This is a genomic window from Bacteroides sp. D55t1_190419_B8 (assembly GCF_015558905.1).
In the GTDB taxonomy this organism is placed as follows: Bacteria; Bacteroidota; Bacteroidia; order Bacteroidales; family Bacteroidaceae; genus Bacteroides; species Bacteroides vicugnae.
Genome location: NZ_JADMOU010000001.1, coordinates 521,026 through 545,449, shown reverse-complemented (window position 1 = coordinate 545,449; position 24,424 = coordinate 521,026). Strand labels below are relative to the sequence as shown.

Sequence of the window (24,424 nt, the reverse complement as noted above, 5' to 3'; positions counted from 1 at the left end):
CCGTTATAAAAACCATAAGAATTATGAAACTATTAAAAGTATATATATCTGCATTTTGCATGTGTTCACTTTCTGTGTTGCTGAATTCATGTGACGATTTTCTGAAAGAAGAGCCATTAGATATGAAGTCATCTGACCAGTTCTGGAAGACGAAAGCTGATGCGGAATCGGGTGTGAACGCATTGTATTTCGGTGGTGTACCTTATTTGCATAACACTGATGTAGGCGGTGGTTGGACTCCTAAAGCGACGATGTGGGGTGGTATCGTATCTGGATTGTATGTCGATAAACGTAAGGACAGAACATTTACTACAGCATCCGAAGGTTGTAATTTCAATATTGAATCTTTTGATGATATTGCAATGAAATATTGGCATGAGTTCTATAAAGGCATTTCACGTGCCAACTTTGTTATTGCCAATATTCCGTCAATGACTGGAGTGCTGGATGAAGCTACTATTAATAATTATGTGGCTCAAGGTAAATTCTTCCGTGCATACGGATATTTTTGGCTAGTCAAAGAATTTGGTGGTGTTCCTTATATTTCAGAACCTTACACTTCTACAGAAGGTATGTACAAAGAACGACTTTCTGCCGAAGAGATCTATAAGAAGATTGAAGCCGACTTGCTGGATATTGTCAATGGAGATGCATTGCCTAATAAGACGTTCTATGAAAATGGCTGTTATGTTACCAGGGCAATGGCGCAGACTTTGCTGGCACAGGTTTATCTGCAATGGGCAGGTGCACCGTTAAATGGTGGAGCAGACTATTATAGTAAAGCTGCACAGATGGCTTTGAAAGTGATCAATGACAGTCCTCATGGACTTATTCATCCGAATGGAACGACTGATGATTTGAACTCGGCATATAATGTGATCAAGACTACGAAAGAATCTGCTGAAATCATCTATGCTAAAGAATACAATTACACCAATTATAGTGTAGGCAACTCTTATGCTTGCCGTTCTATCGGAGCGGATGCATTTCAGTGGGGAGTGTTCCATCCGGGAGGAGACGTGTTATATAATGCATACCTTCCCTGTGATATGTTGCTTAACAGCTATGATCCTGCTGATATTCGGGGACATGAGAAACAGTTTTTCTTTTGGGAATATACCGATGCTGCAGGGGGGACTCATACTTTGAACAATGCAGGCAACTGGGCATGGTTTGATGAAAATGCTTTGATTAGCGGTCATGACGGCGATTATAATATGCCAGTATTCCGTTTTGCGGAAGTCTTGCTGATTGCAGCCGAAGGTCTGGCACGTACAGGGCATGAAGATAATGCTGTCGGTGGCGCTAAATATTACCTCAACCAAGTGCGTAAACGCGCAGGACTGATGGATGAGACTGCTACAGGAGACAATCTGGTGCAAGCGATTTTGACTGAACGTCTGCATGAGTTGCCGTTGGAATTTAAGATTTGGGATGACATTCGCCGTACTCGTTTGTATCCGGAAGCATCTACTGAAACTGGAAAGTTGAAATGGACTGCCCTTTCATCTGCTCAGATTCAGAACAAGCCTGATGGAAGCACAAGAGCCGGAGCCATTCCTGAATATGCTTTGCTATGGCCTATTCCGTTGGATGAAATTCAGGCTAACCCAGCTTTGGAAGGACACCAGAACCCGGGATGGAATTAATCTGGTAATAATTAAATATTTGTTTCTGATAGAATTGGAGAGAGGGTAAAGGCTAATTATCCTCTCTCTATTGCTTAAACAGTTAGTCTTCCGGTTGTACTCTCGTGGTATGCACATAAATATTACATCTTGATTTCCAGTTATTTAACTTGTACTCTTGTTGACACTCGTTTCCTTTGGTTGACTATACTGCTATTTTTTCTTATTTTGGCGTATCAGAGGACTGATAATTGCTGAAAGATGCTTTAATTTGTAACGTAAAAAAAAGATCTTGATAATCTAGTATTAATAGCTTAATTCGTAGACCATGAATAAAAAGAAACTACTATCTTTCGCAATAGCCCTGCTATTGGGAGCTTCCTCTACCTTTGCGCAAAAGCAACCGGTAGACTATGTGAATCCTTTAATGGGGACTGATTCGAAAATATCACTATCCAATGGAAATACATATCCTGCCATCGCGTTGCCTTGGGGTATGAACTTCTGGATGCCACAAACCGGGAAGATGGGCGATGGTTGGGCTTACACTTATGCATCCGACAAAATCAGAGGTTTCAAGCAAACCCATCAGCCCAGCCCGTGGATCAATGACTACGGCCAGTTCTCAATCATGCCGATGACTAAGCAGTTGAAGATTGATCAGGACAGTCGTGCTTCCTGGTTCTCTCACAAGGCAGAGAAAGCCACTCCTTATTATTACAGTATTTATTTGTCCGAGTATGACATGACAACTGAAATAGCTCCGACGGAACGTTGCGCATATTTCCGTTTCACTTTCCCAGAAACTTCCGATGCCTATGTAGTGATAGATGCTTTCGATCGCGGTTCGTATGTGAAGGTGATTCCCGAAGAAAATAAAATAGTCGGTTATACGACACGCAATAGTGGCGGGGTTCCTCAAAACTTCAAGAATTACTTTGTAATAGAGTTCGACAAACCTTTTACTTTCAACAAAGTATGGGCAGATTATCATTTGGTAGAAACACATCTCGAACTGCAATCCAATCACGTGGGTGCTGCTATCGGTTTTTCAACGAAGAAAGGAGAACAGGTACACGCAAAAGTGGCATCCTCATTTATCAGTCCCGAGCAGGCGGAACTGAACCTGAAAGAAATCGGCAATAAGACCTTCGAACAGACAAAAGAAGCCGGACGTAAGGCATGGAACGATGTGTTAGGCCGTATCAAGGTCGAAGACAGTGATGAGAACCGTATGCGTACATTCTATTCTTGCCTGTATCGTTCAGTATTGTTTCCCCGTATGTTCTACGAGGTAAACGGCAAAGGTGAGACTGTGCACTACAGCCCCTATAATGGTGAAATTCGTCCGGGATATATGTTTACCGATACCGGATTCTGGGATACTTTCCGTTGCTTGTTCCCATTTGTCAATTTGGTATACCCTTCAATGGGCGAGAAGATGCAGGAAGGCCTGCTAAATACCTATCTTGAAAGCGGATTTTTCCCTGAATGGGCAAGTCCGGGGCATCGTGGCTGCATGGTTGGAAACAATTCAGCTTCTGTAGTGGCAGATGCTTTCATGAAGAATGTGACTAAAGCGGATGCGGAAAAAATGTACGAAGGTCTGTTGAAAGGAGCCAACAGTGTGCATCCGAGAGTTTCTACTACCGGACGCCGTGGATACGAATATTATAACAAACTGGGCTATGTGCCTTATGATGTGAAAATTAACGAGAATGCGGCACGCACATTGGAATATGCTTATGATGACTGGTGTATCTACCGTATGGGTGAAAAGTTGGGTCGCCCGGCAGAAGAACTGGATGTTTATAAGAAAAGGAGCCAGAACTATCGTAACTTGTTCGATCCGGAAACTAAACTGATGCGCGGAAAGAACTCCGACGGAACTTTCCAGACTCCGTTCAATCCCTTCAAATGGGGAGATGCCTTTACAGAAGGAAATAGTTGGCACTACACCTGGTCGGTATTCCACGATGTACAGGGGTTGGTTGAACTGATGGGCGGTAAGAAGATGTTTGTCAGCATGCTCGACTCTGTATTCAATCTTCCTCCCGTATTTGATGACAGCTATTACGGAGGAGTGATTCATGAGATTCGTGAAATGGAGATCGCTAACATGGGAAACTATGCACATGGTAACCAGCCTATCCAACATATGATTTATTTGTATAATTATGCTGGTGAGCCGTGGAAAGCCCAATACTGGCTGCGTGAGACAATGAACCGCCTCTATCTTCCCACTCCGGACGGTTATTGCGGAGATGAAGATAATGGCCAGACTTCTGCGTGGTATGTCTTTACCGCATTGGGTTTCTATCCGGTATGTCCGGGCAGCAATGAATATGTGATGGGAGCTCCCTACTTCAAGAAAGCGACAATTACGCTGGAGAACGGTAAGAAACTGGAAATCTCCGCTCCGAAGAATAGCGATGACAATCGTTATATCCGTTCGTTGAACTACAACGGCAAGAACTATACGAAGAATTACCTGAACCACTTTGATTTGTTGAAGGGCGGGCGTCTGATGTTTGATATGGATAATAAACCGAATAAGGGGAGAGGTGTCAACGAATCAGACTTCCCCTATTCATTCTCTCGTGATGCAAAGTAAGCAGATATGAATAATATGAAAAAGAAAGTTTTGATGATGACTATGGCGGCGGCAACTTTGTCCGCCATAGCGCAACAACCAGTGGACTATGTGAATCCGATAATCGGTACCAACGGGATGGGGCATACCTTTCCCGGTGCTTGTACTCCTTTCGGATGGGTGCAGTTGAGTCCGGACACAGATACAATTCCGCATAATGTGAATGGGGCTTATCAAAAAAATGCTTATGAATATTGTGCCGGTTACCAGTATCGGGACAAGACCATTGTCGGTTTCAGTCACACCCATCTTAGCGGCACGGGACATTCCGATTTGGGAGACATCCTGCTGATGCCCGCTGTTGGTGATGTGAAGTTGAATCCCGGACGGGCGGATCATCCGGAAGAAGGATACCGTTCGCGTTTCGACCATGCCACAGAAAAGGCTGTTCCCGGATATTATGAAGTGGTGTTGGACGATTATGGCATTAAAGCCCAACTGACGGCGACACAACGGACGGGTGTACATAAATACACTTTCCCAAAAGGAAAAGACGGTCATCTGATTCTGGACTTGGTGCATGGTATTTATAATTATGACGGCAAAGTGCTGTGGGCGAATCTAAGGGTGGAGAATGATACCTTGCTGACTGGATACCGTATTACCAACGGATGGGCTCGTACCAACTACACTTATTTTGCTATCTCGTTCTCGCAGCCTGTCAGAGATTATGGATACAAAGATAAGGAAAAGTCTCTCTACAATGGCTTCTGGCGTCGCTTCAGTCTGGAAAAGAATTTCCCGGAGATCACCGGTCGTAAGATCGTAGCTTATTTTAACTTCGATACCGCTAACAACCCGGAACTGGTCGTAAAAGTGGCATTGTCAGCAGTCAGTACGGAAGGTGCGGTCAAGAATCTGCGTGCCGAAACTTCCGGAAAGAACTTCGAACAGTTGGTGGAAGCTGCCCGTACAGATTGGAATAACGAATTGGATCATTTCGAGATCGAAGGTACGCCCGACCAGAAAGCGATGTTCTATACTTCCCTTTACCACACCATGATTAATCCGTCTGTATATATGGATGTAGACGGTTGCTATCGCGGCTTGGATCATAACATACACCGGGCGGAGGGATTCACCAACTACACTATATTCTCTCTTTGGGATACCTACCGTGCGGAACATCCTTTCCTGAATCTGGTGAAACCGGGACGCAATGCCGATATGGTGGAATCCATGATTAAACATGAGCAGCAAAGCGTGCACGGAATGTTGCCGGTATGGAGCCTGATGGGAAATGAAAACTGGTGCATGAGCGGTTATCATGCCGTTTCCGTGTTGGCGGATGCAATAGCCAAAGGTGTTTTTTCGAATGTGGACGAAGCATTGGCGGCGATGGTGAGCACCTCCACCGTTCCATACTATGAAGGTGTAGCCGATTATATGAAGTTGGGATATATTCCGCTAGACAAGAGCGGTACGGCAGCCTCTTCCACTTTGGAGTATGCATATGACGACTGGACTATCTATCAGACAGCTTTGAAAGCAGGCAACAAGGAAATAGCGGAGGCTTACCGGAAACGCGCCCTCAATTATCGTACGATCTATGATACAAGTATTGGTTTTGCCCGTCCTCGTTATAGTGACGGTTCTTTCAAGAAAGAGTTTGATGTATTGCAAACCTACGGTGAAGGTTTTATCGAGGGCAATTCATGGAATTTCTCTTTCCATGTGCCGCACGATGTGTTTGGCATGATCGATTTGATGGGGGGAGAAAGGACATTCGTGCAGAAACTGGATGAACTGTTCTCCATGCATTTGCCGGAGAAGTACTATGAGCATAATGAAGATATTACAGAAGAGTGTCTGGTAGGCGGATATGTGCATGGTAATGAACCGAGCCACCATGTGCCTTATCTATATGCATGGACTTCCCAGCCGTGGAAAACACAGTATTGGCTGCGTGAGATTCTAAATAAGATGTACAAGAATGATATTAACGGATTGGGTGGAAATGATGACTGCGGACAGATGTCGGCATGGTATCTTTTCTCCGTGATGGGTTTTTATCCGGTTTGTCCCGGTACGGACCAGTATGTGTTGGGAGCACCCTATCTGCCTTATCTGAAGCTGACGCTTCCTGACGGAAAGACACTGGAGATCAAAGCGCCGGGTGTTAGCGACAAGAAACGTTACGTACAGTCGCTGAAGCTGAACGGCAAGGTATACGACAAGATGTATATTACACATGAGGACATACTGAAAGGAGGCGTGCTGGAATTCAAGATGGGCGCGTCACCTAACAAACGCCGTGGATTATCACCGGAGGATAAACCTTATTCATTAACTAACGGAATCAACAAATAATCAATAAAGGAATATGAAAAAGAGACATTTAATCTATGCAGCCTGCCTGCTGGTAGGTATGGGGGCTTGTGCTGCAAGTGCGCAAAAACAAGTGGAGGATAATCCTGACGTATGGAAGGAGTACAATACGGGTGCTATATTGTTTGAGGACAAAGCACCGGAAACGCTGGGATCGGACATTTATCACCGGATCATTCCCGATGCTGAATCATACATCAAGGAACAGGCACGTACTGTATTGGCTACTCTTTACAACTCGCCTGAAGATAGTATTCCAACTGTATACAAGATACATTATACATTGGAAGATGTTGACGGCGTTTCAGCCAAAGGCGGTGGTAATGGCGATGTGACAATCTTCTACAGTACACGTCACATTGAGAAATCTTTTGCAGCGAATGATACAGCTAAGTTATTTTTTGAAACACGCGGGGTACTTTTGCATGAATTGACGCACGCATATCAGCTGGAACCACAGGGAATTGGCTCTTACGGAACTAATCGTGTGTTCTGGGCATTTATCGAGGGAATGGCAGACGCCGTGCGGGTTGCCAATGGAGGATTTGACGGACCGAATGCCCGTCCGAAAGGTGGAAATTATATGGATGGATATCGTACGGCGGGTTATTTCTTCGTGTGGTTGCGTGACAACAAAGACCCTGAGTTCCTGCGTAAGTTTAACCGGAGTACATTGGAGGTAATTCCTTGGTCGTTCGATGGAGCTATCAAGCATATCTTGGGAGATGAATATAACATAGACGAGTTGTGGCGCGAATATCAGATTGCCGTAGGTGATATACAGGCATAATAAAGAGTATAAATATGGTGAGTGTAATGGGTAAAAGAGGATTGTTTTTGGTCTGGCTATGCCTGGTGAGTGCTTTGCCGGGCATGGCTCAAACCGAAAAGCTGATTGATTATGTGAATCCATTTGCGGGGACGGACGGTTATGGGAATGTCTATCCGGGTGCACAGATTCCTTTCGGAGGAATCCAGATGAGTCCGGATACAGACAGCAAATTCTATGATGCCGCTTCCGGTTACAAATACAATCACTCCACATTATTAGGGTTCAGCTTGACTCATTTGAGTGGGACTGGCATACCCGACTTAGGAGATTTCCTGTTCATTCCGGGAACCGGGGAAATGAAACTAGAACCGGGTACTCGTGAGAATCCGGAAAAAGGATACCGTTCCCATTATTCACATGAAAGGGAGTGGGCATCCCCCAATTATTATGCGGTAGAATTGACAGACTATGGAGTGAAGGCTGAAATGACATCAGGCGTGCGCAGCGGTATGTTCCGCTTTACTTACCCTCAATCAGACAAGTCTTTTATCATGATTGACATGAATCATACTTTATGGCAATCTTGTGAATGGGCGAATCTGCGCATGGAGAACGACTCTACCATCACCGGCTATAAACTGGTGAAGGGCTGGGGACCGGAACGCCATGTCTATTTTACGGCTACTTTTTCTAAAAAGTTGACCGGACTGCGTTTTATGCAAGATAAGAAGCCGGTGATTTATAACACTTCCCGTTTCCGTAGCTGCTACGAGACTTGGGGCAAGAATCTGATGGCCTGCATCTCTTTTGAAACAAAAGCTGGAGAGGAGGTGATTGTGAAAACTGCCATCTCGTCAGTCAGCACGAATGGTGCGAAGAATAATATAGAAGAACTTTCCGGACTGACTTTCGATGATCTGAAAGCCAGAGGTGAAGCTCTGTGGGAAAAGGAACTAGGGAAATATACCCTTACTGCCGATCTTAAAACGAAAAGAACTTTCTATACGTCGGCTTACCATGCGGCTTTGCATCCGTTCATCTTTCAGGATTCAGACGGGCAGTTCCGCGGACTAGACAAGAATATAGAGAAAGCGGAAGGCTTCACCAACTATACTGTATTTTCTCTTTGGGATACTTATCGTGCCTTGCATCCTTGGTTCAACCTTGTGCAGCAGGATGTAAATGCCAATATTGCCAATTCGATGTTGGCACATTATGACAAGAGCGTAGAGAAGATGCTTCCTATTTGGTCGTTCTATGGAAATGAAACCTGGTGTATGATTGGTTACCATGCAGTCTCCGTTTTGGCGGACATGATCGTGAAAGAGGTCAAAGGCTTCGATTATGAACGTGCTTACGAAGCGATGAAGACTACGGCGATGAATCCGAATTACGATTGTCTGCCGGAATATCGTGCAATGGGATATGTGCCTTTCGATAAGGAAGCGGAATCCGTTTCCAAGACGTTGGAATATGCTTATGATGATTATTGCATCGCACAGGCAGCCAAGAAGTTAGGTAAGGAAGGTGATTACCGATATTTCCTGAATCGGGCATTGTCTTATCAGACTCTGATCGATCCCGAAACGAAGTATATGCGCGGACGTGACAGTAAGGGTGGCTGGCGTACTCCGTTTACTCCCGTTGCTTATCAGGGGCCCGGTTCTGTGCATGGCTGGGGAGATATAACGGAAGGTTTTACGGTCCAATATACTTGGTATGTCCCACAAGATGTACAAGGGTATATAAATGAAGCCGGTGAGGAGTGGTTCCGTAATCGTCTGGATGAATTGTTCACGGTGGAATTACCGGATGATATTCCGGGTGCTCATGACATTCAGGGACGTATCGGTGCTTATTGGCATGGAAATGAGCCCTGTCATCATGTGGCTTATCTTTATAACTATCTGAAAGAACCTTGGAAATGTCAGAAATGGATTCGTACCATTGTTGATCGTTTCTATGGCGATACGCCGGATGCCTTGAGTGGAAATGACGATTGCGGTCAGATGTCTGCTTGGTATATGTTCAATTGTTTGGGCTTTTATCCGGTTGCTCCGTCAAGTAATGTCTATAATATAGGTTCACCTTGTGTTAAGGGTATATCCGTTCAGATGAGTAATGGAAAGGTGATTGAAATGACAGCAGATAATTGGTCGCCGAAGAATGTGTATGTGAAGGAATTATATGTTAATGGTAAGAAATATGACAAATCCTATTTGAAGTATGCGGATATACGTGATGGCGTGAAACTGCGTTTTATCATGAGCAGTAAACCGAACTATAAGCGTGCCGTATCAGATGAAGCGGTAGCTCCTTCTTTGTCGTTACCGGGAAAGACAATGAAATATCAGGTAAATCTTTCAGAAAAGAAAAAAGAGTGGTAATCCTGTTTTTTTAGTTGATATGCCGGCCTTGAAGAAGTTGTATTTTTCAGAGTAAATGATGTTCAGAATAATGGTGAAGCAGGGGATTGGCGTAGTTATATTAAATCGTCTTGCAAGCCCGTTTTAAGGATGCTTTAGGTGAATTTCTAATTGATAAGATAGCCCATGCAGCTCGACCTGTTGATTAGTTTGCATTCAAAGATGATGACGGGCATATTATATGTATCATGGTAGTTGGGTACATTATAATATGGTGAAGATGACCTTTGAAGGAGTATTGCCTAGTCCTTTAAATTAATGCTAAGTGAGGTTCTGGTATATTGGAATTCTCCGTTGTAACCTATGTAATAATAGATTATAACGGAGAATTTCTTTCTTATTTGAAGTATGATGTAAATAATGACATAAAGTTGGATTTGGTAAGGAGTGGTAGGTTGAATTATAAACGTGCAGTGTCAGAATGAGGCAGTAGCTTCATCGTTATCTTTTCCAAGAAAAACAGTGAGGTTTTAATACGGACTTTAAACAGAATCTTTATCTTTGTATAAAGTCTTTCAAATTACGGTATAACATAAAATAAAAACAATGAGAAAGTATTTATTGCTATTGATGTTCCTGTGCTTGGCATCACTACTTCATTCCCAGAACAAATTCGAGTTAGTATCTCCCAATGGAGAAATAAAAGTACTATTTAATCTTTCGGATAAAATCTATTACAGTATAGATTACAACGGAGAAGTATTATTGAAAGATAACTCTATTCAGTTGACTCTGAAGAATCAAGTGTTGGGGCAGAATCCTAAGTTGCGTCGTCAGAAGCGTATGAGTATCGACGAGTATTTAACTCCTGTTGTGCCCTTGAAATATTCGAAAATCAATAATCGTTATAATCAATTGCTACTGACTTTCAAAGATTATTCAGTAGAGTTCCGTGCCTTTGACGATGGAGTTGCTTATCGGTTCCTTACCTCGCAAAAAGGTGATGTTGAGGTAATGAGTGAAGAATTTGCTATCAACTTCCCGTCGGATTATCTGCTTCACTTGCAACAACCGGGAGGTTTCAAAACAGCTTATGAAGAACCTTATACACATATTTGGAGTAACACATGGAAGCCGGAAGATAAAATGGCTGTTCTGCCCGCTTTGATTGATACAAAGAAAGATTATAAGATATTAATCAGTGAATCGGACCTGACCGATTATCCATGTATGTTTCTCAAAGGAACAGGTGAAAATGGACTGATCTCTACTTTTCCTAAGACTCCGCTTGCTTTTACGGAAAGTGGTGATCGTAGTGTGAAAATCACAGAAGAAGCTGATTATATTGCCAGGACAAAAGGTACGAGAAATTATCCTTGGCGTTACTTTGTGATAAGTAGGAATGATAAGCAGCTGATTGAAAATACAATGACTTATCGACTTGCCGAAAAAAATCAGCTCCAAGACGTTTCATGGATAAAGCCGGGACAAGTAAGTTGGGAATGGTGGAATGACGCCTCTCCTTACGGGCCCGATGTGAATTTTGTTGCTGGCTATAATCTGGCGACTTATAAGTATTACATCGACTTTGCTTCCAAATTCGGTATTCCTTATATTATTATGGATGAAGGCTGGGCCGAAAGTACTCGTGACCCTTATACGCCGAACCCTAAAGTAGATTTGCATGAACTGATTCGTTATGGCAAAGAAAGGAATGTAGGGATTGTGCTTTGGCTGACATGGTTGACTGTGGAAAATAATTTTGATCTATTCAAAACTTTCAATGAATGGGGAGTGAAAGGACTCAAGATTGATTTTATGGATAGAAGTGACCAGTGGATGGTCAACTATTACGAACGGGTAGCTCGTGAAGCTGCTAAATATCACTTGTTTGTTGATTTTCATGGTTCTTTTAAACCGGCTGGATTAGAATATAAATATCCGAATGTCCTTTCTTACGAAGGAGTGCGTGGTATGGAACAAATGGGAGGATGCTATCCGGATAACAGTCTGTATTTACCGTTTATACGTAATGCAGTTGGTCCGATGGATTATACTCCCGGAGCTATGATTAGTATGCAGCCTAATGTATATAGAGCAGAGCGCCCTAATGCTGCCAGTATCGGAACACGTGCTTATCAGTTGGCATTGTTTGTGGTTTTCGAAAGCGCTCTGCAGATGTTGGCGGACAATCCGACTCTTTATTATCGCAATGAAGATTGTACCCGCTTCATTACACAAGTTCCTGTAACTTGGGATGAGACAGTGGCACTGGAAGCTAAAGCCGGTGAATACGTAATTGTAGCGAAACGTAAAGGTGATAAGTGGTTCATAGGAGGAATCGCCAACAATGGTGAAAAAGAACGTGAATTTACCATCAAGCTGGATTTTTTGAATAGAGGCCGTTCTTATCAGATGACATCTTTCGAAGATGGCATCAATGCAGGACGTCAGGCGATGGATTATCGTTGTAAGTCATCGCAGGTGAAAGTCGGAGAGCTGTTGACCGTTAAGATGGTTAGAAACGGAGGTTTTGCAGCTATCATAGAATAACAGAACATTTCTTCACATTGGTTCGTTTATTATAAAAACAAACTAAATGTATATTCACCATGAAAACATTCGTCTTGATGATGGTAAGTCTGTTGTTTGCCGTTTCTTTGGAAGCGCAGAACAAGTCTTTTTATGATTTTGCAGTGAAAACGATTGATGGCAAAGAATTTTCTCTTTCTTCATTGAAAGGTAAGAAAGTGCTTGTGGTCAACGTGGCTTCCAAGTGCGGACTGACGCCACAGTATGCTCAACTGGAGAAATTATATGAGAAATATAAAGATAAAGACTTTGTAATAATCGGTTTTCCGGCAAATAACTTTATGGGGCAAGAACCTGGAAGTAATGAGGAAATAGCTCAATTTTGTTCTTTGAACTACGGTGTCACTTTTCCGATGATGGCTAAGATTTCCGTCAAAGGGAAAGAAATCGCTCCTCTTTATCAATGGCTGACAGAGAAGAAGCTGAATGGTAAAGAAGATGCGTCGGTTCAGTGGAATTTCCAGAAATTCATGATTGATGAGAATGGAAACTGGGTGGGCTTTGCCTCTCCTAAAGAAAGTCCGTTTTCTGAAAAAATCGTTACTTGGATAGAGAAGGAATAAGAGAGACTTTCTGCAATTCGCTTTCGAAATTGGGAGTAAAAATCCCTTTTCCTAAGTTCTCTTTTATTTCTTCAATGGTCCAGAATCGTCCTCCGTCCAGTTCTTCACTGGGATGGATTTCTCCATCGTAAACAGTCTTGTGAACAAAGACAAGTTCTTTTTCACGTTCGGATTCGAAAATATAATTAGTAAGTAGTTCAGGAGTAAAGTCCGTGATGCCTAATTCTTCATGGACTTCTCTCTTTAGAGCGATTTCTACGCTTTCGCCCAAGTCAATATGTCCACCTACCGCTGTATCCCATTTCCCCGGTTGGATGTCTTTCCATTCGGGACGTTTCTGCAGATACAACTCTCCACGGGTATTGAAAATATGAAGATGGACTACCGGATGAAGTAGTTTGCTGCCGCTATGACATTCCCCACGAGTGGCTGCTCCGGTGATATTTCCTTGTTCGTCTACGATGGGGAACATTTCTTGATTATTATCGCTTAACATTGTGCTTTTGTTTTTAGTGAACTAGATCGATTCTATTGGGTGTAGAAATTTATGGTATTAATAAGGAAGAATCTCCATAACTTAGGAATCGGAAATCATGTGCTAAAGCGTAATCATAAATCGCACGCCAGTTTCCTTTTACGAAAGCAGAAACCAATAATAGCAGGGTACTTTGTGGCTGATGAAAGTTAGTGACCATCGCTTTCACTATCTTGTACTGATATCCAGGAGCTATAATAATTTGTGTACTGGTATGGAGTGCTTCGAGTCCATTTCTATCGAGATAACCCAATATCTTTTGTAGTGCAACCACCGGAGGTATCTGATCGTATTTTTCATAAGGCTGCCACTGTTTGACGTGCAATTCTTCTTCAGTAGCGTCCGGGTGATCTGCTAAAATAACTCCAATGTGATACAAGCTTTCGAGAGTGCGTACAGAAGTAGTTCCTACGGCAATGGCACAACCGTCATGGTCTATTAGTTTTTTAATTGTGCTCCGATTGACCGATATATATTCTGTATGCATTTCATGATCTTCGATCTCTTCACTTTTTACGGGTTTGAATGTTCCGGCTCCTACATGTAATGTTAACTCTTCAAGATCGATGCTTTTCTCCTGTAGTGCATCCAACACTCGCGGGGTGAAATGTAAACCGGCCGTAGGCGCAGCTACCGAACCTTTAATCTTAGAGTAAACAGTCTGATAAGTTTCCTTATCACTTTCTTCCGTATTCCGGTTTAAGTAAGGAGGGATAGGAAGTTCTCCGAATACTTCAAGAATATCGGCAAACGTCACTTCCGGATTATCCCATGAAAAATTTACCCAGTGACTGGTTCCTCTGCATTCTCCTCTGGCGGCGGTTAATGTGATTGTAAGTCCTTTGACTGTCATTTCTCGTTTTAATTCTCCATCTTTCCATTTTTTCAGGTTACCGATCATACAAAGCCAGGCGGCATGTTCTGTCTGTTGGAAGTTTAATACATAATCATTCGGCTGAATCGGTTCGAGGCAGAATACTTCAATCAGTGCTCCTGTTTCTTTCCGGAAATGAAGACGTGCTTGAATGACTTTCGTATTATTGAATATCATCAGACTGCTTTGCGGAAGATATTCCGGTAAAGAGGTGAAGATATCCTCACTTACTTCCCCCCGACGATATATCAGGAGTTTGGACTGGTCGCGGATAGGCAACGGGAATTTAGCAATACGTTCATCCGGAAGAGGATAATTGTATTCACTGATGCGGATATGTCTAGGATCTTCTTTCATTGTTTTTTAAATAAAAAGAGGTCAGAACCCATTCGGCTTCTAACCTCTTTCACCAGTCGGGGTGACTGGATTCGAACCAGCGACCACTCGCCCCCCAGACGAGTACTCTAACCGGGCTGAGCTACACCCCGAATTGCGGATGCAAAAGTACTGATTAATTTTTAAATAGCAAATAATCCGTTGATTTTTCTAGTATGAATTGTGCCGATTTATAGCTATTATTCTGATTATTAGTCTTTCTTGGGACTATGCAAATCTTTTTCTCAATGAGTTAGTAGTTCTTTTGATTGCCTCTTATGTGATATAAAAGTACATTTTTTAATTTTGCTTGAATTGGAAAACAATCTGCTTATTTTTCATTTGAAAGCATTAATCCTTTTCCTGTCCTAAAAACACTATAAAAAGTAGGGAAGTCTATAATAAAACTAAATAGGAAAATGACAAATGAACTAACAATCAGTGAGTTTGTTTATAAATTAATGCAAATAAAAGGTGTTTGATTTCCCTAGTATGATACTATATTTCCAATTTTGGTGTGTGGTAAATTAGGAAGTTATACATTTGTAAAAAGACTTAGTTTAGAAAGGTGTTAAATGTTAGACATTAAAAATAGAGAGACATTAGAGATATACGTCCTGGGTGACGATTTTAAGTTTTATCAAAATCTGAAGTATCTTCCTCTGACTTCTTATCCTTCTAATAATCAATCAGCATTGATTATTTATTGTTTAAGTGGAAGGGCTAAAATCACAGTGCATGAGGATGTACACTGGATACAACCGGAGGAATTGATTATATTATTACCCGGACAATTTGTCTCATTTAGTGAGCCAAGTGAAGATTTTTCGACCGTTACGATGGTAATATCTACTTCACTGTTTAGTGATGCGTTAAGTGGTGTGCCCCGATTTTCTCCGCATTTCTTTTTCTATATGCGGAGTCATTATTGGTATCCGCAATCGGAACGCGACATTCCTCGGATGTATAATTATCTGGGTATGATAAAAGATAAAGTTACTTCTCAAGATATATATAGGCGGGAGCTGATTATTCATTTGTTGAGGTATCTGTATCTGGAACTGTTCAATGCTTATCAAAAGGAATCGACCTTGATGACTGTCCGCAGGGATACCCGTAAAGAAGAATTAGCTAATAAATTCTTTGGGCTTATCATGAAGCATTTTAAGGAGAATAAGGATGTAGCTTTTTATGCAGATAAACTGTGTATTACTTCCAAATACCTGACTATGGTAATCAAGGAAACAAGCGGGAAATCTGCTAAAGATTGGATAGTCGAATACATCATATTAGAAATCAAGGCTTTATTGAAGAATACAAACCTGAATATTCAGGAAATAGCCATAAAAACGAACTTTGCGAATCAATCGTCGCTTGGACGTTTTTTTAGAAAGCATACAGGTATGTCGCTTTCACAGTATCGAATGAGTAATTTAGAACAATAGCGCGGGCAATTGTCGCACAATTGTCAATTATTTATAGGGATTGGGAAGAGAAAGGGAATGAAGTTTACTTCATTCCCTTTTATTATGTAATCTCTCCGGTGTCGGATTAAATTCCCATACATTCACGATAGAAGTCGAGCATCTCGAAAATAGTGTCCTTATCGGCAGTTTGATTGATGCAAATATCTCCGATATCCTTCAGTAGAGTGAAATTAATTGTGCCTGAAGTATTCTTTTTGTCATGCGTCATGAATGCATATAGTTGGTCGTATTTTTTGCAATCGAAAGTAAAAACGCCATAATTGTCCTTGATAAATTGGATCGTTTGTCTCATTTTCTCTTTCGGGAAATCGACTTTGAGATGAGAAAGATACAGTTCGCATACGATTCCCCAAGCTACTGCATATCCATGCAATACAGGGCGCTCCTCTGCCAATGCCATGCTTTCGAATGCATGTCCCACAGTGTGTCCCAAATTTAATGCCTTGCGGATTCCATGTTCAAAGGGATCCTGTTCTACGATGTTTTCTTTCACTTGTACCGATTGACCTACTAATTGTTTGAGAGCTGTATAGTCAATATTAGAAGTATTGAAATTGAGTAATTCCACCCAATGTGCCGTATTGCTAATCAAACCATGCTTTAGCATTTCAGCATATCCGGAGAAAAAATTGTATGCATCCAGTGTACGCAGGAATTCTGTTTCAATCAGTACACTGTTTGCCGGAGCAAAGGCACCGATTTCATTTTTCAGTCCGTTGAAGTTGATTCCTGTTTTACCACCTACTGATGCATCTACCATAGCCAGTAGAGTAGTGGGGATATTGATATAGGAAATACCACGTTTAAATGTGGCTGCGGCAAAACCTCCGAGATCCGTCACCATCCCTCCTCCAAGATTGATAAGCAAAGAGTGGCGGGTAGCTCCTTGAGTACTTAATGCCATCCAGACGGAGGCAAGCGTTTCCATCGTTTTATGTACGTCTTCGGCTCCGATACAGATTTCTACAGCATCTTTCAGTAGACCTGATGCCTTTAAGGAAGGAAGGCAAAGACGCTGGGTATGCTCGTCTGTGAGGACGAATAGTTTGTCATGCGGGCATAACTCAATGGCACGACCGAGGCTCGTTTCCAAGCTTTCGCAGAGAATAACTTCTTGTTTACTCATGATTCTTTTGCTTTTTTACTCTGCAAATGTATATAAAATATTTTTTTTACTTACTTTTGTCTCATTAAAACGTTCAATCATGAAAGCATTATTACCTGTATATTGTCGTCCTTTAGGATATGTTGTCTTGTTGGTAGCTCTGTTCATCCCTTTTATTCTAGTGATGCGGGGAGTGGTGACCGATAATAACTTGCTGTTTTATAAAGAATGCACAAAGTTATTGATGATGGCAGGATGCTTGTTGATAATCTTTGCATTCAGTAAAAATGAGAGCCGGGAAACGGAGCAGATTCGTAATTCAGCTGTTCGTAATGCTATCTTTTTAACATTCTTGTTCGTCTTTGGTGGTATGTTGTGGCGTGTAATGCAAGGAGATGTGATTAATGTTGATACTTCCTCTTTCTTGACCTTTTTGGTTTTTAATGTGCTTTGTTTGGAATTTGGTCTTAAAAAAGCGCTTGTTGATCGATTCTTTAAAAGATAATTTTCTTTTCAATTAAACCTTTTGCGATTCGATTTGTCAAAAAGACATTGTTATTGCTACTAATATAATCGTAAATAAGGTAAATGAAAAGATTTTCAGCAGGGTTGGTGCTGATGTTGCTATGCACCTTCTCAATTTTTGCACAGAATAAGGTAATTACCGTTTCGGGACGTGTGGTGGAAGCCGACACAAAAGAGCCTGCAGCGCAGGCTACAGTTCAATTGTTATCATTGCCTGATAGCGCTTATGCCGCTGGTATAGCCAGTAGTAATCAGGGATGGTTCACTCTCCCCAAAGTAAAAGCCGGGAAATATGTGTTGAAAGTTTCCTATATCGGGTTTCGTACCAAACTCGTACCAGTACAATTATCTGCTAATGCCACCGATAAAAAGATGGGGACCATTGCATTAGATCCGGATGCTGTTATGCTGAAAGAAGCAGTGATTACTGCCGAAGCTCCGCAGGTGACCGTAAAAGAAGATACTCTGGAATATAATTCGGCTGCTTATCGTACTCCGGAAGGAGCGATGCTCGAAGAATTGGTAAAGAAACTTCCGGGAGCAGAGATTGATGATGACGGTAATGTCAAAATCAATGGTAAAGAAGTAAAGAAGATTATGGTAGATGGTAAAGAGTTCTTTGGGGGTGATGTGAAAACCGGATTGAAGAACTTGCCGGTCAACATGATTGATAAACTGAAAACATACGATAAAAAATCGGACTTGGCACGTGTCACCGGAATAGATGATGGGGAAGAAGAAACCGTTCTCGACCTGAAAGTGAAGAAAGGAATGAATCAAGGCTGGTTTGGTAACGCAAGTGTTGCTGGTGGTACAGAAGACCGTTACGGAAGTAACTTGATGTTGAACCGTTTTGTCGATAATAGCCAATTCTCTTTAATTGGTTCGGCCAATAATGTGAACGATCAAGGATTCTCAGGTGGAGGTGGTGGCCCTCGTTTCCAGAATAGCAATGGTTTGACTGCTACCAAGATGCTTGGAGCTAACTTTGCTACTCAGACTGATAAGCTGGAACTGGGAGGTAGTGCCCGTTATAATTTCAGTGACCGGGATGCAACATCTACAAACTACTCGGAACGTTTCCTGCAAAATGGAAATTCGTACTCTAACTCAAACAGTAAAGGCCGTAATAAAAATACAAACTTCAATGCCGACTTCCGTTTGGAATGGAAACCGGATACATTGACAAACATCATTTTCCGTCCGAACGTTTCTTATGGAAAGTCTAACAGTTATTCTATTTCCGAATCGGGTACTTTTAATGGAGATCCATTTAATTTGGTGTCTAATCCTAATGAGTTTTTGAATAAGATTTTCTGGGGAAGTACAGATGATCCTTTAGAAGCTATTCGTGTCAACGCCAGCAACAGTGAATCAGAATCAGAAGGTCAGAGTCTCTCTGCAAATGCTTCTTTACAGCTGAATCGTAGATTGAATAATCAGGGACGAAACATCACTTTCCGTGGTACATTTAGTTATGGAGATAATGATAGCGAACAGTTTAGTGAATCATTGACGCGTTATTTTGATGATAATGCAAAAAAAGAAGATGATGAACGTAAACAGTATACTACTTCTCCAACCAAAAGTTATGATTATACTGCCGAACTGACTTATAGTGAGCCGATTGCGAGAGCTACTTTTTTACAGTTCCGCTATAAATTTCAATATAAGTATAGTGAAAGCGATAGAAGTACGTACAGTTTGATTCCTGATGCAGATAAAGGACAGGATTGGTTTTGGAATTTTGGTGATGGTCTACCTGAAGGATATGAAGAGAATAAGGATAGAGATTTGAGTAAATATGCTCAATATAAATACTATAACCATGATATTAATGCAGGGTTGAATATTATCCGCGAGAAATATCGATTGAACTTTGGAGTGTCTCTGCAACCGCAGAATACCAGATTAGATTATAAGAAAGCTGAAGTAGATACTGTAGTAAAAAGAAATGTGTTCAATTTTGCTCCTAATGTTGATTTTCGTTACAGATTCTCTAAAGTCAGCCAGTTACGCTTTACTTATCGGGGACGTGCAAGCCAGCCGAGTATGGAAAATTTGCTGGATGTAACCGATGATTCTAATCCGTTGAACATTCGTAAGGGTAATCCGGGATTGAAGCCTTCCTTCTCTCATTCTATGCGTTTGTTCTACAATACTTATAATGCAGATAAACAGCGTGGCATAATGGCTCATGCAAACTTGAATATGACTCAAAACAATATTACCAATGCCACTACTTACAATCAGAGTACTGGTGGAGTAACAGTTAAACCGGAGAATATCAACGGAAACTGGAATGCGATGGGTATGTTTGGGTTCAATACAGCATTGAAAGATAAGCGTTTCACTATAAATTCTTTCTCTCGTGCCAACTATACCAATGCGGTTTCTTACCTTTTCAATGACGATACCAAGATAAATGACAAGAACACCAGTACAACATTGACTTTAGGAGAGAATCTGAATGGAACTTTTCGTAACGACTGGTTTGAATTTACCTTGAATGGTTCGATCAACTATAACTTTGAACGAAACAAACTGCGTCCGGAAAATAACCAGGAACCTTATACATTTGGTTATGGTGCAAGCACTAATATCTCTTTACCTTGGAGTATGACGTTGTCAACCAATATAACTAATAACGCACGCCGTGGTTATCGTGATGCTAGTATGAATAAGAATGAACTTATCTGGAATGCGCAGATTGCCCAAAACTTCCTGAAAGGCAATGCTGCAACCATCAGTTTTGAAGTATATGATATTTTGCGGCAGCAATCCAATATCAGCCGTTCGTTGACAGCCGATATGCGTTCTGTTTCCGAATATAATGGAATTAATAGTTATTGTATGCTTCGTTTCTCTTATCGCCTGAATATTTTTGGAAATAAAGAAGCCCGTGGCAATATGCGTCATGGTGGTTTTGATGGTGGTGGTCCGCGTGGCCCACGTGGTGGAGGCTATGGAGGTGGCAGACCATTCTGAAGTAGCGTAATAGATTCAAATAAAACGAAGAAAGTCCCGGCACAACATTCAATGTTGTCACCGGGACTTCTTTGTTAATCCGATAATTTACTCTATATTTGTTGTTCAGTATCTGTATGAAAGGAGATTCCTATGATTGATTGGAACTATATGCTTAGCCAGATAGCAACAGTAGCTTTTGATATTCTTTATTTTGGAGCCATTATCGGTACGATTGTCATTATCATTCTTGACAACCGGAATCCGGTTAAAACGATGGCATGGATACTCATATTACTTTTCTTACCTATTGTCGGGCTTGTCTTTTATTTTTTCTTTGGCCGGAGCCAGCGTCGTGAGCGTATCATCGGGCAAAAAAGTTATGACCGCCTATTAAAGAAACCAATGGCCGAATATCTGGCACAGGATTGTTCGGATGTTCCCTATGAATACTCCCGTCTTATTCAACTTTTCCAGCAAACGAATCAGGCATTTCCATTTGAGGGAAATCGTGTGGCAATCTATACCGAAGGATATACCAAACTCCAATCATTATTGCGCGAACTACAAAAAGCGAAGCAGCATATCCATATGGAATATTATATCTTTGAGGATGATGCTATTGGACGTCTGGTCAGAGACGTACTGATAGAAAAGGCTTCTCAAGGAGTTGAAGTGCGGGTGATCTATGATGATGTAGGTTGCTGGCATGTGCCTAACCGCTTTTTCGAAGAAATGCGTAATGCCGGTATAGAGGTCAGGAGCTTTTTAAAGGTACGTTTTCCCTTATTTACCAGTAGAGTGAATTACCGGAACCATAGAAAGATTGTTGTCATTGACGGGCGTGTGGGTTTTGTTGGGGGAATGAATCTGGCAGAACGCTATATGCGTGGCTTTTCTTGGGGAGTTTGGCGTGATACGCATATCATGCTGGAAGGGAAGGCTGTGCACGGTCTGCAAACGGCTTTTCTGCTCGATTGGTATTTTGTAGACCGTACGCTGATAACTGCTTCCCGTTATTTTCCAAAGATTGATTCTTGTGGAAATTCTTTAGCGCAAATTGTCACGAGTGAGCCTATCGGACCCTGGAAAGAAATCATGCAGGGCTTGACGGTTGCCATTACCAGTGCAAAAAAATATTTCTATATGCAAACCCCTTATTTCTTGCCTACAGAGCAAATATTAGCTGCTATGCAAACAGCTGCATTGTCCGGGGTAGATGTGCGCTTAATGTTACCGGAACGTGCCGATAATTGGATTACTCATCTTGGATCGCGTTCTTATTTGGCAGATGTGATGCAGGCAGGTGTTAAAGTCTATTTTTATAAGAGGGGCTTTCTGCATTCTAAGCTCATGGTTTCAGATGACATGCTTTCCACAGTGGGGTCTACTAATGTTGACTTTCGTAGCTTTGAGCACAATTTTGAAGTGAATGCCTTTATGTATGACGTAGAAACAGCCCTTGAAATGAAAGAGATATTTCTTCAGGATCAGCGAGAAAGTACACAAATCTTTTTTAAGAATTGGGTCAGACGTTCGTGGAGACAAAAAGCTGCGGAGTCTATCGTGCGTTTATTGGCTCCGCTACTTTAATAGTGATGAGATTGATTGGAAAACTTATCTGAACAGTGAGAAGTTTACACTTCCATACACTCTTCTCTCTATGAAATGTGGATTATCTTCGAAGTTATTATCTTTTCCGTGTTCCAGTACCAATAATCCTCCCTCTTTGAGAAGATCGTTTTGGAAGATTAATTCAGGTATTGTTTCCAACTCTTTTAATGCATAAGGAGGATCGGCAAAGATGAAGTCGAACTGTTCGCGACCATTCTTGATAAATTTGAATACATCTCCGCGTATTGGCAGACACTTGTCTGTTTGCACCTCTTTCATGATTTTGCAGATGAACGAGTGATGCGCAGGATCTTTCTCAACGCTAATAACCCGGTCACATCCGCGGGATACCAGTTCGATACTAATACTTCCGGTTCCGGCAAACAAGTCGAGAGCTGTGACTCCTTCTTCAAAATCGATGTAGTTGTTGAGTACATTGAACAGATTTTCTTTGGCGAAATCTGTTGTAGGACGTGCTTTAAATGTTCGGGGCACGTCAAATCTTCTTCGTTTGTAAATACCGCTGATTACTCGCATGTTAATAAGGCTTGCATGTCAATATTAGTTGCAGGATTCATAATAAATACCTGTAGGATAAACTTTTTCAGTTCGCTCATTAAAACTTCTTTCTCGGAAAGTGTTCCAGTTAGATGTAGCTCATCCCGCTCCTGATTAAATTCCAGTTGCTTCCAAGCGTACAATAAATAGTAAATACGGTCTTCTGTATGCGTGCATTCAAAAGAATTAGACAGAAGTAGATGACCCCGTTCAAAGCAATAGATGTCAATACCGTCTTTGCGTACAGAAGCATACATCTTCTTACTGTTTCCTAATCTGCTTTTTACAGAAAAATAATCGATAAACGGAGTAGATTGAGAATAAAAGCGAGCTTCGGGATATTGTTCATTCAAAAAGATCTGTGCGCTTTTGTCTATACCGAAAATGACAGCTACATTATTCTTTCTTAGAATATTGTAGAGTACCGTTTCGTTTTCTTTTTTCTGATGATTGTGATAAAATAGAAGTTCCGCCTGTTCCTCTTCAAAAAGGTCTAATGGCACGATTGTAAAACGTTTACTTGCCATCATAATGTTTACCCGTTTGTAAGGATGATTGAGGAAGTCCGATTCGTGGAAGATTGCCTTTAGATTTGCTGTTAGGGATAGAGAAGCGTCTATCTCTTTCTCTATGATTGAAAGCGAATCGTCATGAATCGGGTTATAGATAGAAAAAGAAAATCCATCCGTACTAAGACGGATGGATAAAGTATATTGTTTTGATTTAGTAAAATCAATCATTATTCCCAGTTACCAGCACCATTGTTCGGAGTATCGATAGAACCTACCATCAAACCGCAGTATCTACCCAATTTGCTCTGAACATCTTTTAAATTAATAATCTCTTGCTTGTCAAGTCCGTTCAAATAAGTTTCATACGGAGCTTTTACTTCAAATAAGTATACAGGAGCACCGGATTTAGCAGTATCGTTTTTTACATTCATTTCGAATTGAGCACCACCTCCGTAAGGGATGTATCTCATAGAATCCGGGTTGAATCCTTTCGGGAAAATAGTATCCATAACAGCTACCCACATAGTGTCACGTTTGAAGTTTTCAAGTCCCCATTTCTTAACTTCATCATATTTGCCTGTCTTCTTTGCTTTTTCGATGATAGCCATAGCTTTCTTTTCAGTCAGTCCGTCTTCCAATTGTTTGTCGGTCAACATTCCCATCTTCATAACGAACGGCAATTTTTGATTTTTAACGAAGTCAATCAATGTGTCAAATTTGTCTGTATACATTCCGCGGTGCAGCGTACGGTATTCCTGCTGTGCCTTACGGATGTCGATCAAACGGGCAATGACTGCTTTTTCTCTGTCTTTTTTAGCGTTTTCAAAATTGATAGGACCCATAATGCTGGTGTAGCAGATGTAAATCAGTGCAGCAGCACAAAGCACCAATACAATATTAAATACTGTTTTCATGATAAATTATGTTTTTAGTTGTTATATTCGCATCGCAAAAATAGAATAAATAAATT

The 24,424-nt window shown here is 41.4% G+C and carries 17 protein-coding genes and 1 tRNA gene; 11 read left to right on the top strand and 7 right to left on the bottom strand.

Going from position 1 to position 24,424, the window contains the following annotated elements; genetic code table 11:
• Window positions 1-23 precede the first annotated feature (23 nt).
• From I2I13_RS01825 to I2I13_RS01795, 7 genes are all read left to right on the top strand, one after another.
• Window positions 24-1,649, top strand: a complete 1,626-nt coding sequence (locus I2I13_RS01825; RefSeq protein ID WP_195648592.1) for a RagB/SusD family nutrient uptake outer membrane protein — start codon at window positions 24-26, stop codon at window positions 1,647-1,649.
• Between the two features lie 307 nt (window positions 1,650-1,956).
• Window positions 1,957-4,242 carry a GH92 family glycosyl hydrolase gene (locus I2I13_RS01820; RefSeq protein WP_148366487.1) on the top strand — a complete coding sequence of 762 codons (2,286 nt, stop codon included), beginning with the start codon at window positions 1,957-1,959 and terminating at the stop codon, window positions 4,240-4,242.
• A gap of 6 nt (window positions 4,243-4,248) precedes the next feature.
• Window positions 4,249-6,591, top strand: coding sequence for a GH92 family glycosyl hydrolase (locus I2I13_RS01815; RefSeq protein WP_195648591.1), 2,343 nt, complete (start codon window positions 4,249-4,251; stop codon window positions 6,589-6,591).
• 13 nt (window positions 6,592-6,604) lie between these two features.
• Window positions 6,605-7,399 (top strand): basic secretory family protein, encoded by a 795-nt coding sequence (locus I2I13_RS01810; protein ID WP_148366485.1) that lies wholly within the window; start codon window positions 6,605-6,607, stop codon window positions 7,397-7,399.
• A 14-nt stretch (window positions 7,400-7,413) separates the two neighbouring features.
• A complete protein-coding gene (locus tag I2I13_RS01805; RefSeq protein WP_195648590.1) occupies window positions 7,414-9,768 on the top strand; it encodes a GH92 family glycosyl hydrolase in 2,355 nt (784 codons plus the stop codon).
• Between the two features lie 585 nt (window positions 9,769-10,353).
• Window positions 10,354-12,300, top strand: coding sequence for a glycoside hydrolase family 97 protein (locus tag I2I13_RS01800; RefSeq protein WP_195648589.1), 1,947 nt, complete (start codon window positions 10,354-10,356; stop codon window positions 12,298-12,300).
• A 59-nt stretch (window positions 12,301-12,359) separates the two neighbouring features.
• Window positions 12,360-12,902 carry a glutathione peroxidase gene (locus tag I2I13_RS01795; protein WP_148366483.1) on the top strand — a complete coding sequence of 181 codons (543 nt, stop codon included), beginning with the start codon at window positions 12,360-12,362 and terminating at the stop codon, window positions 12,900-12,902.
• On the opposite strand, the gene I2I13_RS01790 is transcribed toward I2I13_RS01795, so the two are convergent.
• From I2I13_RS01790 to I2I13_RS01780, 3 genes are all read right to left on the bottom strand, one after another.
• Window positions 12,880-13,398, bottom strand: coding sequence for an NUDIX domain-containing protein (locus I2I13_RS01790; RefSeq protein ID WP_148366482.1), 519 nt, complete (start codon window positions 13,396-13,398; stop codon window positions 12,880-12,882). The two genes, I2I13_RS01795 and I2I13_RS01790, sit on opposite strands and share 23 nt — an antisense overlap.
• 49 nt (window positions 13,399-13,447) lie before the next feature.
• Complete coding sequence (locus I2I13_RS01785) at window positions 13,448-14,668, bottom strand: S-adenosylmethionine:tRNA ribosyltransferase-isomerase (protein ID WP_195648588.1); 1,221 nt, start codon at window positions 14,666-14,668, stop codon at window positions 13,448-13,450.
• A 56-nt stretch (window positions 14,669-14,724) separates the two neighbouring features.
• Window positions 14,725-14,799 (bottom strand) — tRNA-Pro (locus tag I2I13_RS01780).
• Between the two features lie 462 nt (window positions 14,800-15,261).
• On the opposite strand from I2I13_RS01780, the gene I2I13_RS01775 reads away from it, so the two are divergent.
• Window positions 15,262-16,131 carry an AraC family transcriptional regulator gene (locus I2I13_RS01775; protein WP_167511842.1) on the top strand — a complete coding sequence of 290 codons (870 nt, stop codon included), beginning with the start codon at window positions 15,262-15,264 and terminating at the stop codon, window positions 16,129-16,131.
• Between the two features lie 106 nt (window positions 16,132-16,237).
• Here I2I13_RS01775 and aroB read toward each other — a convergent pair whose 3' ends face one another.
• On the bottom strand, window positions 16,238-17,299 hold the full coding sequence (aroB, locus tag I2I13_RS01770) for a 3-dehydroquinate synthase (RefSeq protein ID WP_148366480.1): 1,062 nt from the start codon (window positions 17,297-17,299) through the stop codon (window positions 16,238-16,240).
• Between the two features lie 79 nt (window positions 17,300-17,378).
• Between aroB and I2I13_RS01765 the strand changes: the two genes are divergently transcribed.
• From I2I13_RS01765 to cls, 3 genes are all read left to right on the top strand, one after another.
• The gene (locus I2I13_RS01765; protein WP_099146493.1) at window positions 17,379-17,783 is read left to right on the top strand and encodes a hypothetical protein; all 405 of its coding nucleotides are present in this window, start codon (window positions 17,379-17,381) and stop codon (window positions 17,781-17,783) included.
• Between the two features lie 83 nt (window positions 17,784-17,866).
• Window positions 17,867-20,791 (top strand): TonB-dependent receptor, encoded by a 2,925-nt coding sequence (locus I2I13_RS01760; RefSeq protein WP_195648587.1) that lies wholly within the window; start codon window positions 17,867-17,869, stop codon window positions 20,789-20,791.
• A gap of 132 nt (window positions 20,792-20,923) precedes the next feature.
• Window positions 20,924-22,363: a cardiolipin synthase gene (cls, locus tag I2I13_RS01755; protein WP_099146475.1), complete on the top strand. Its 1,440-nt coding sequence runs from the start codon at window positions 20,924-20,926 to the stop codon at window positions 22,361-22,363.
• Window positions 22,364-22,387: 24 nt separating this feature from the next.
• Here cls and I2I13_RS01750 read toward each other — a convergent pair whose 3' ends face one another.
• The 3 genes from I2I13_RS01750 to I2I13_RS01740 are packed head-to-tail and all read right to left on the bottom strand — an operon-like array spanning window position 22,388 to window position 24,368.
• Window positions 22,388-22,921, bottom strand: a complete 534-nt coding sequence (locus tag I2I13_RS01750) for an RsmD family RNA methyltransferase (protein WP_099146476.1) — start codon at window positions 22,919-22,921, stop codon at window positions 22,388-22,390.
• Window positions 22,912-23,682: a DUF3822 family protein gene (locus tag I2I13_RS01745; protein ID WP_099146477.1), complete on the bottom strand. Its 771-nt coding sequence runs from the start codon at window positions 23,680-23,682 to the stop codon at window positions 22,912-22,914. The genes I2I13_RS01750 and I2I13_RS01745 overlap by 10 nt, the downstream gene beginning before the upstream one ends.
• Window positions 23,682-24,368 carry a hypothetical protein gene (locus tag I2I13_RS01740; RefSeq protein WP_148366477.1) on the bottom strand — a complete coding sequence of 229 codons (687 nt, stop codon included), beginning with the start codon at window positions 24,366-24,368 and terminating at the stop codon, window positions 23,682-23,684. The genes I2I13_RS01745 and I2I13_RS01740 overlap by 1 nt, the downstream gene beginning before the upstream one ends.
• Between the last annotated feature and the right edge of the window lie 56 nt (window positions 24,369-24,424).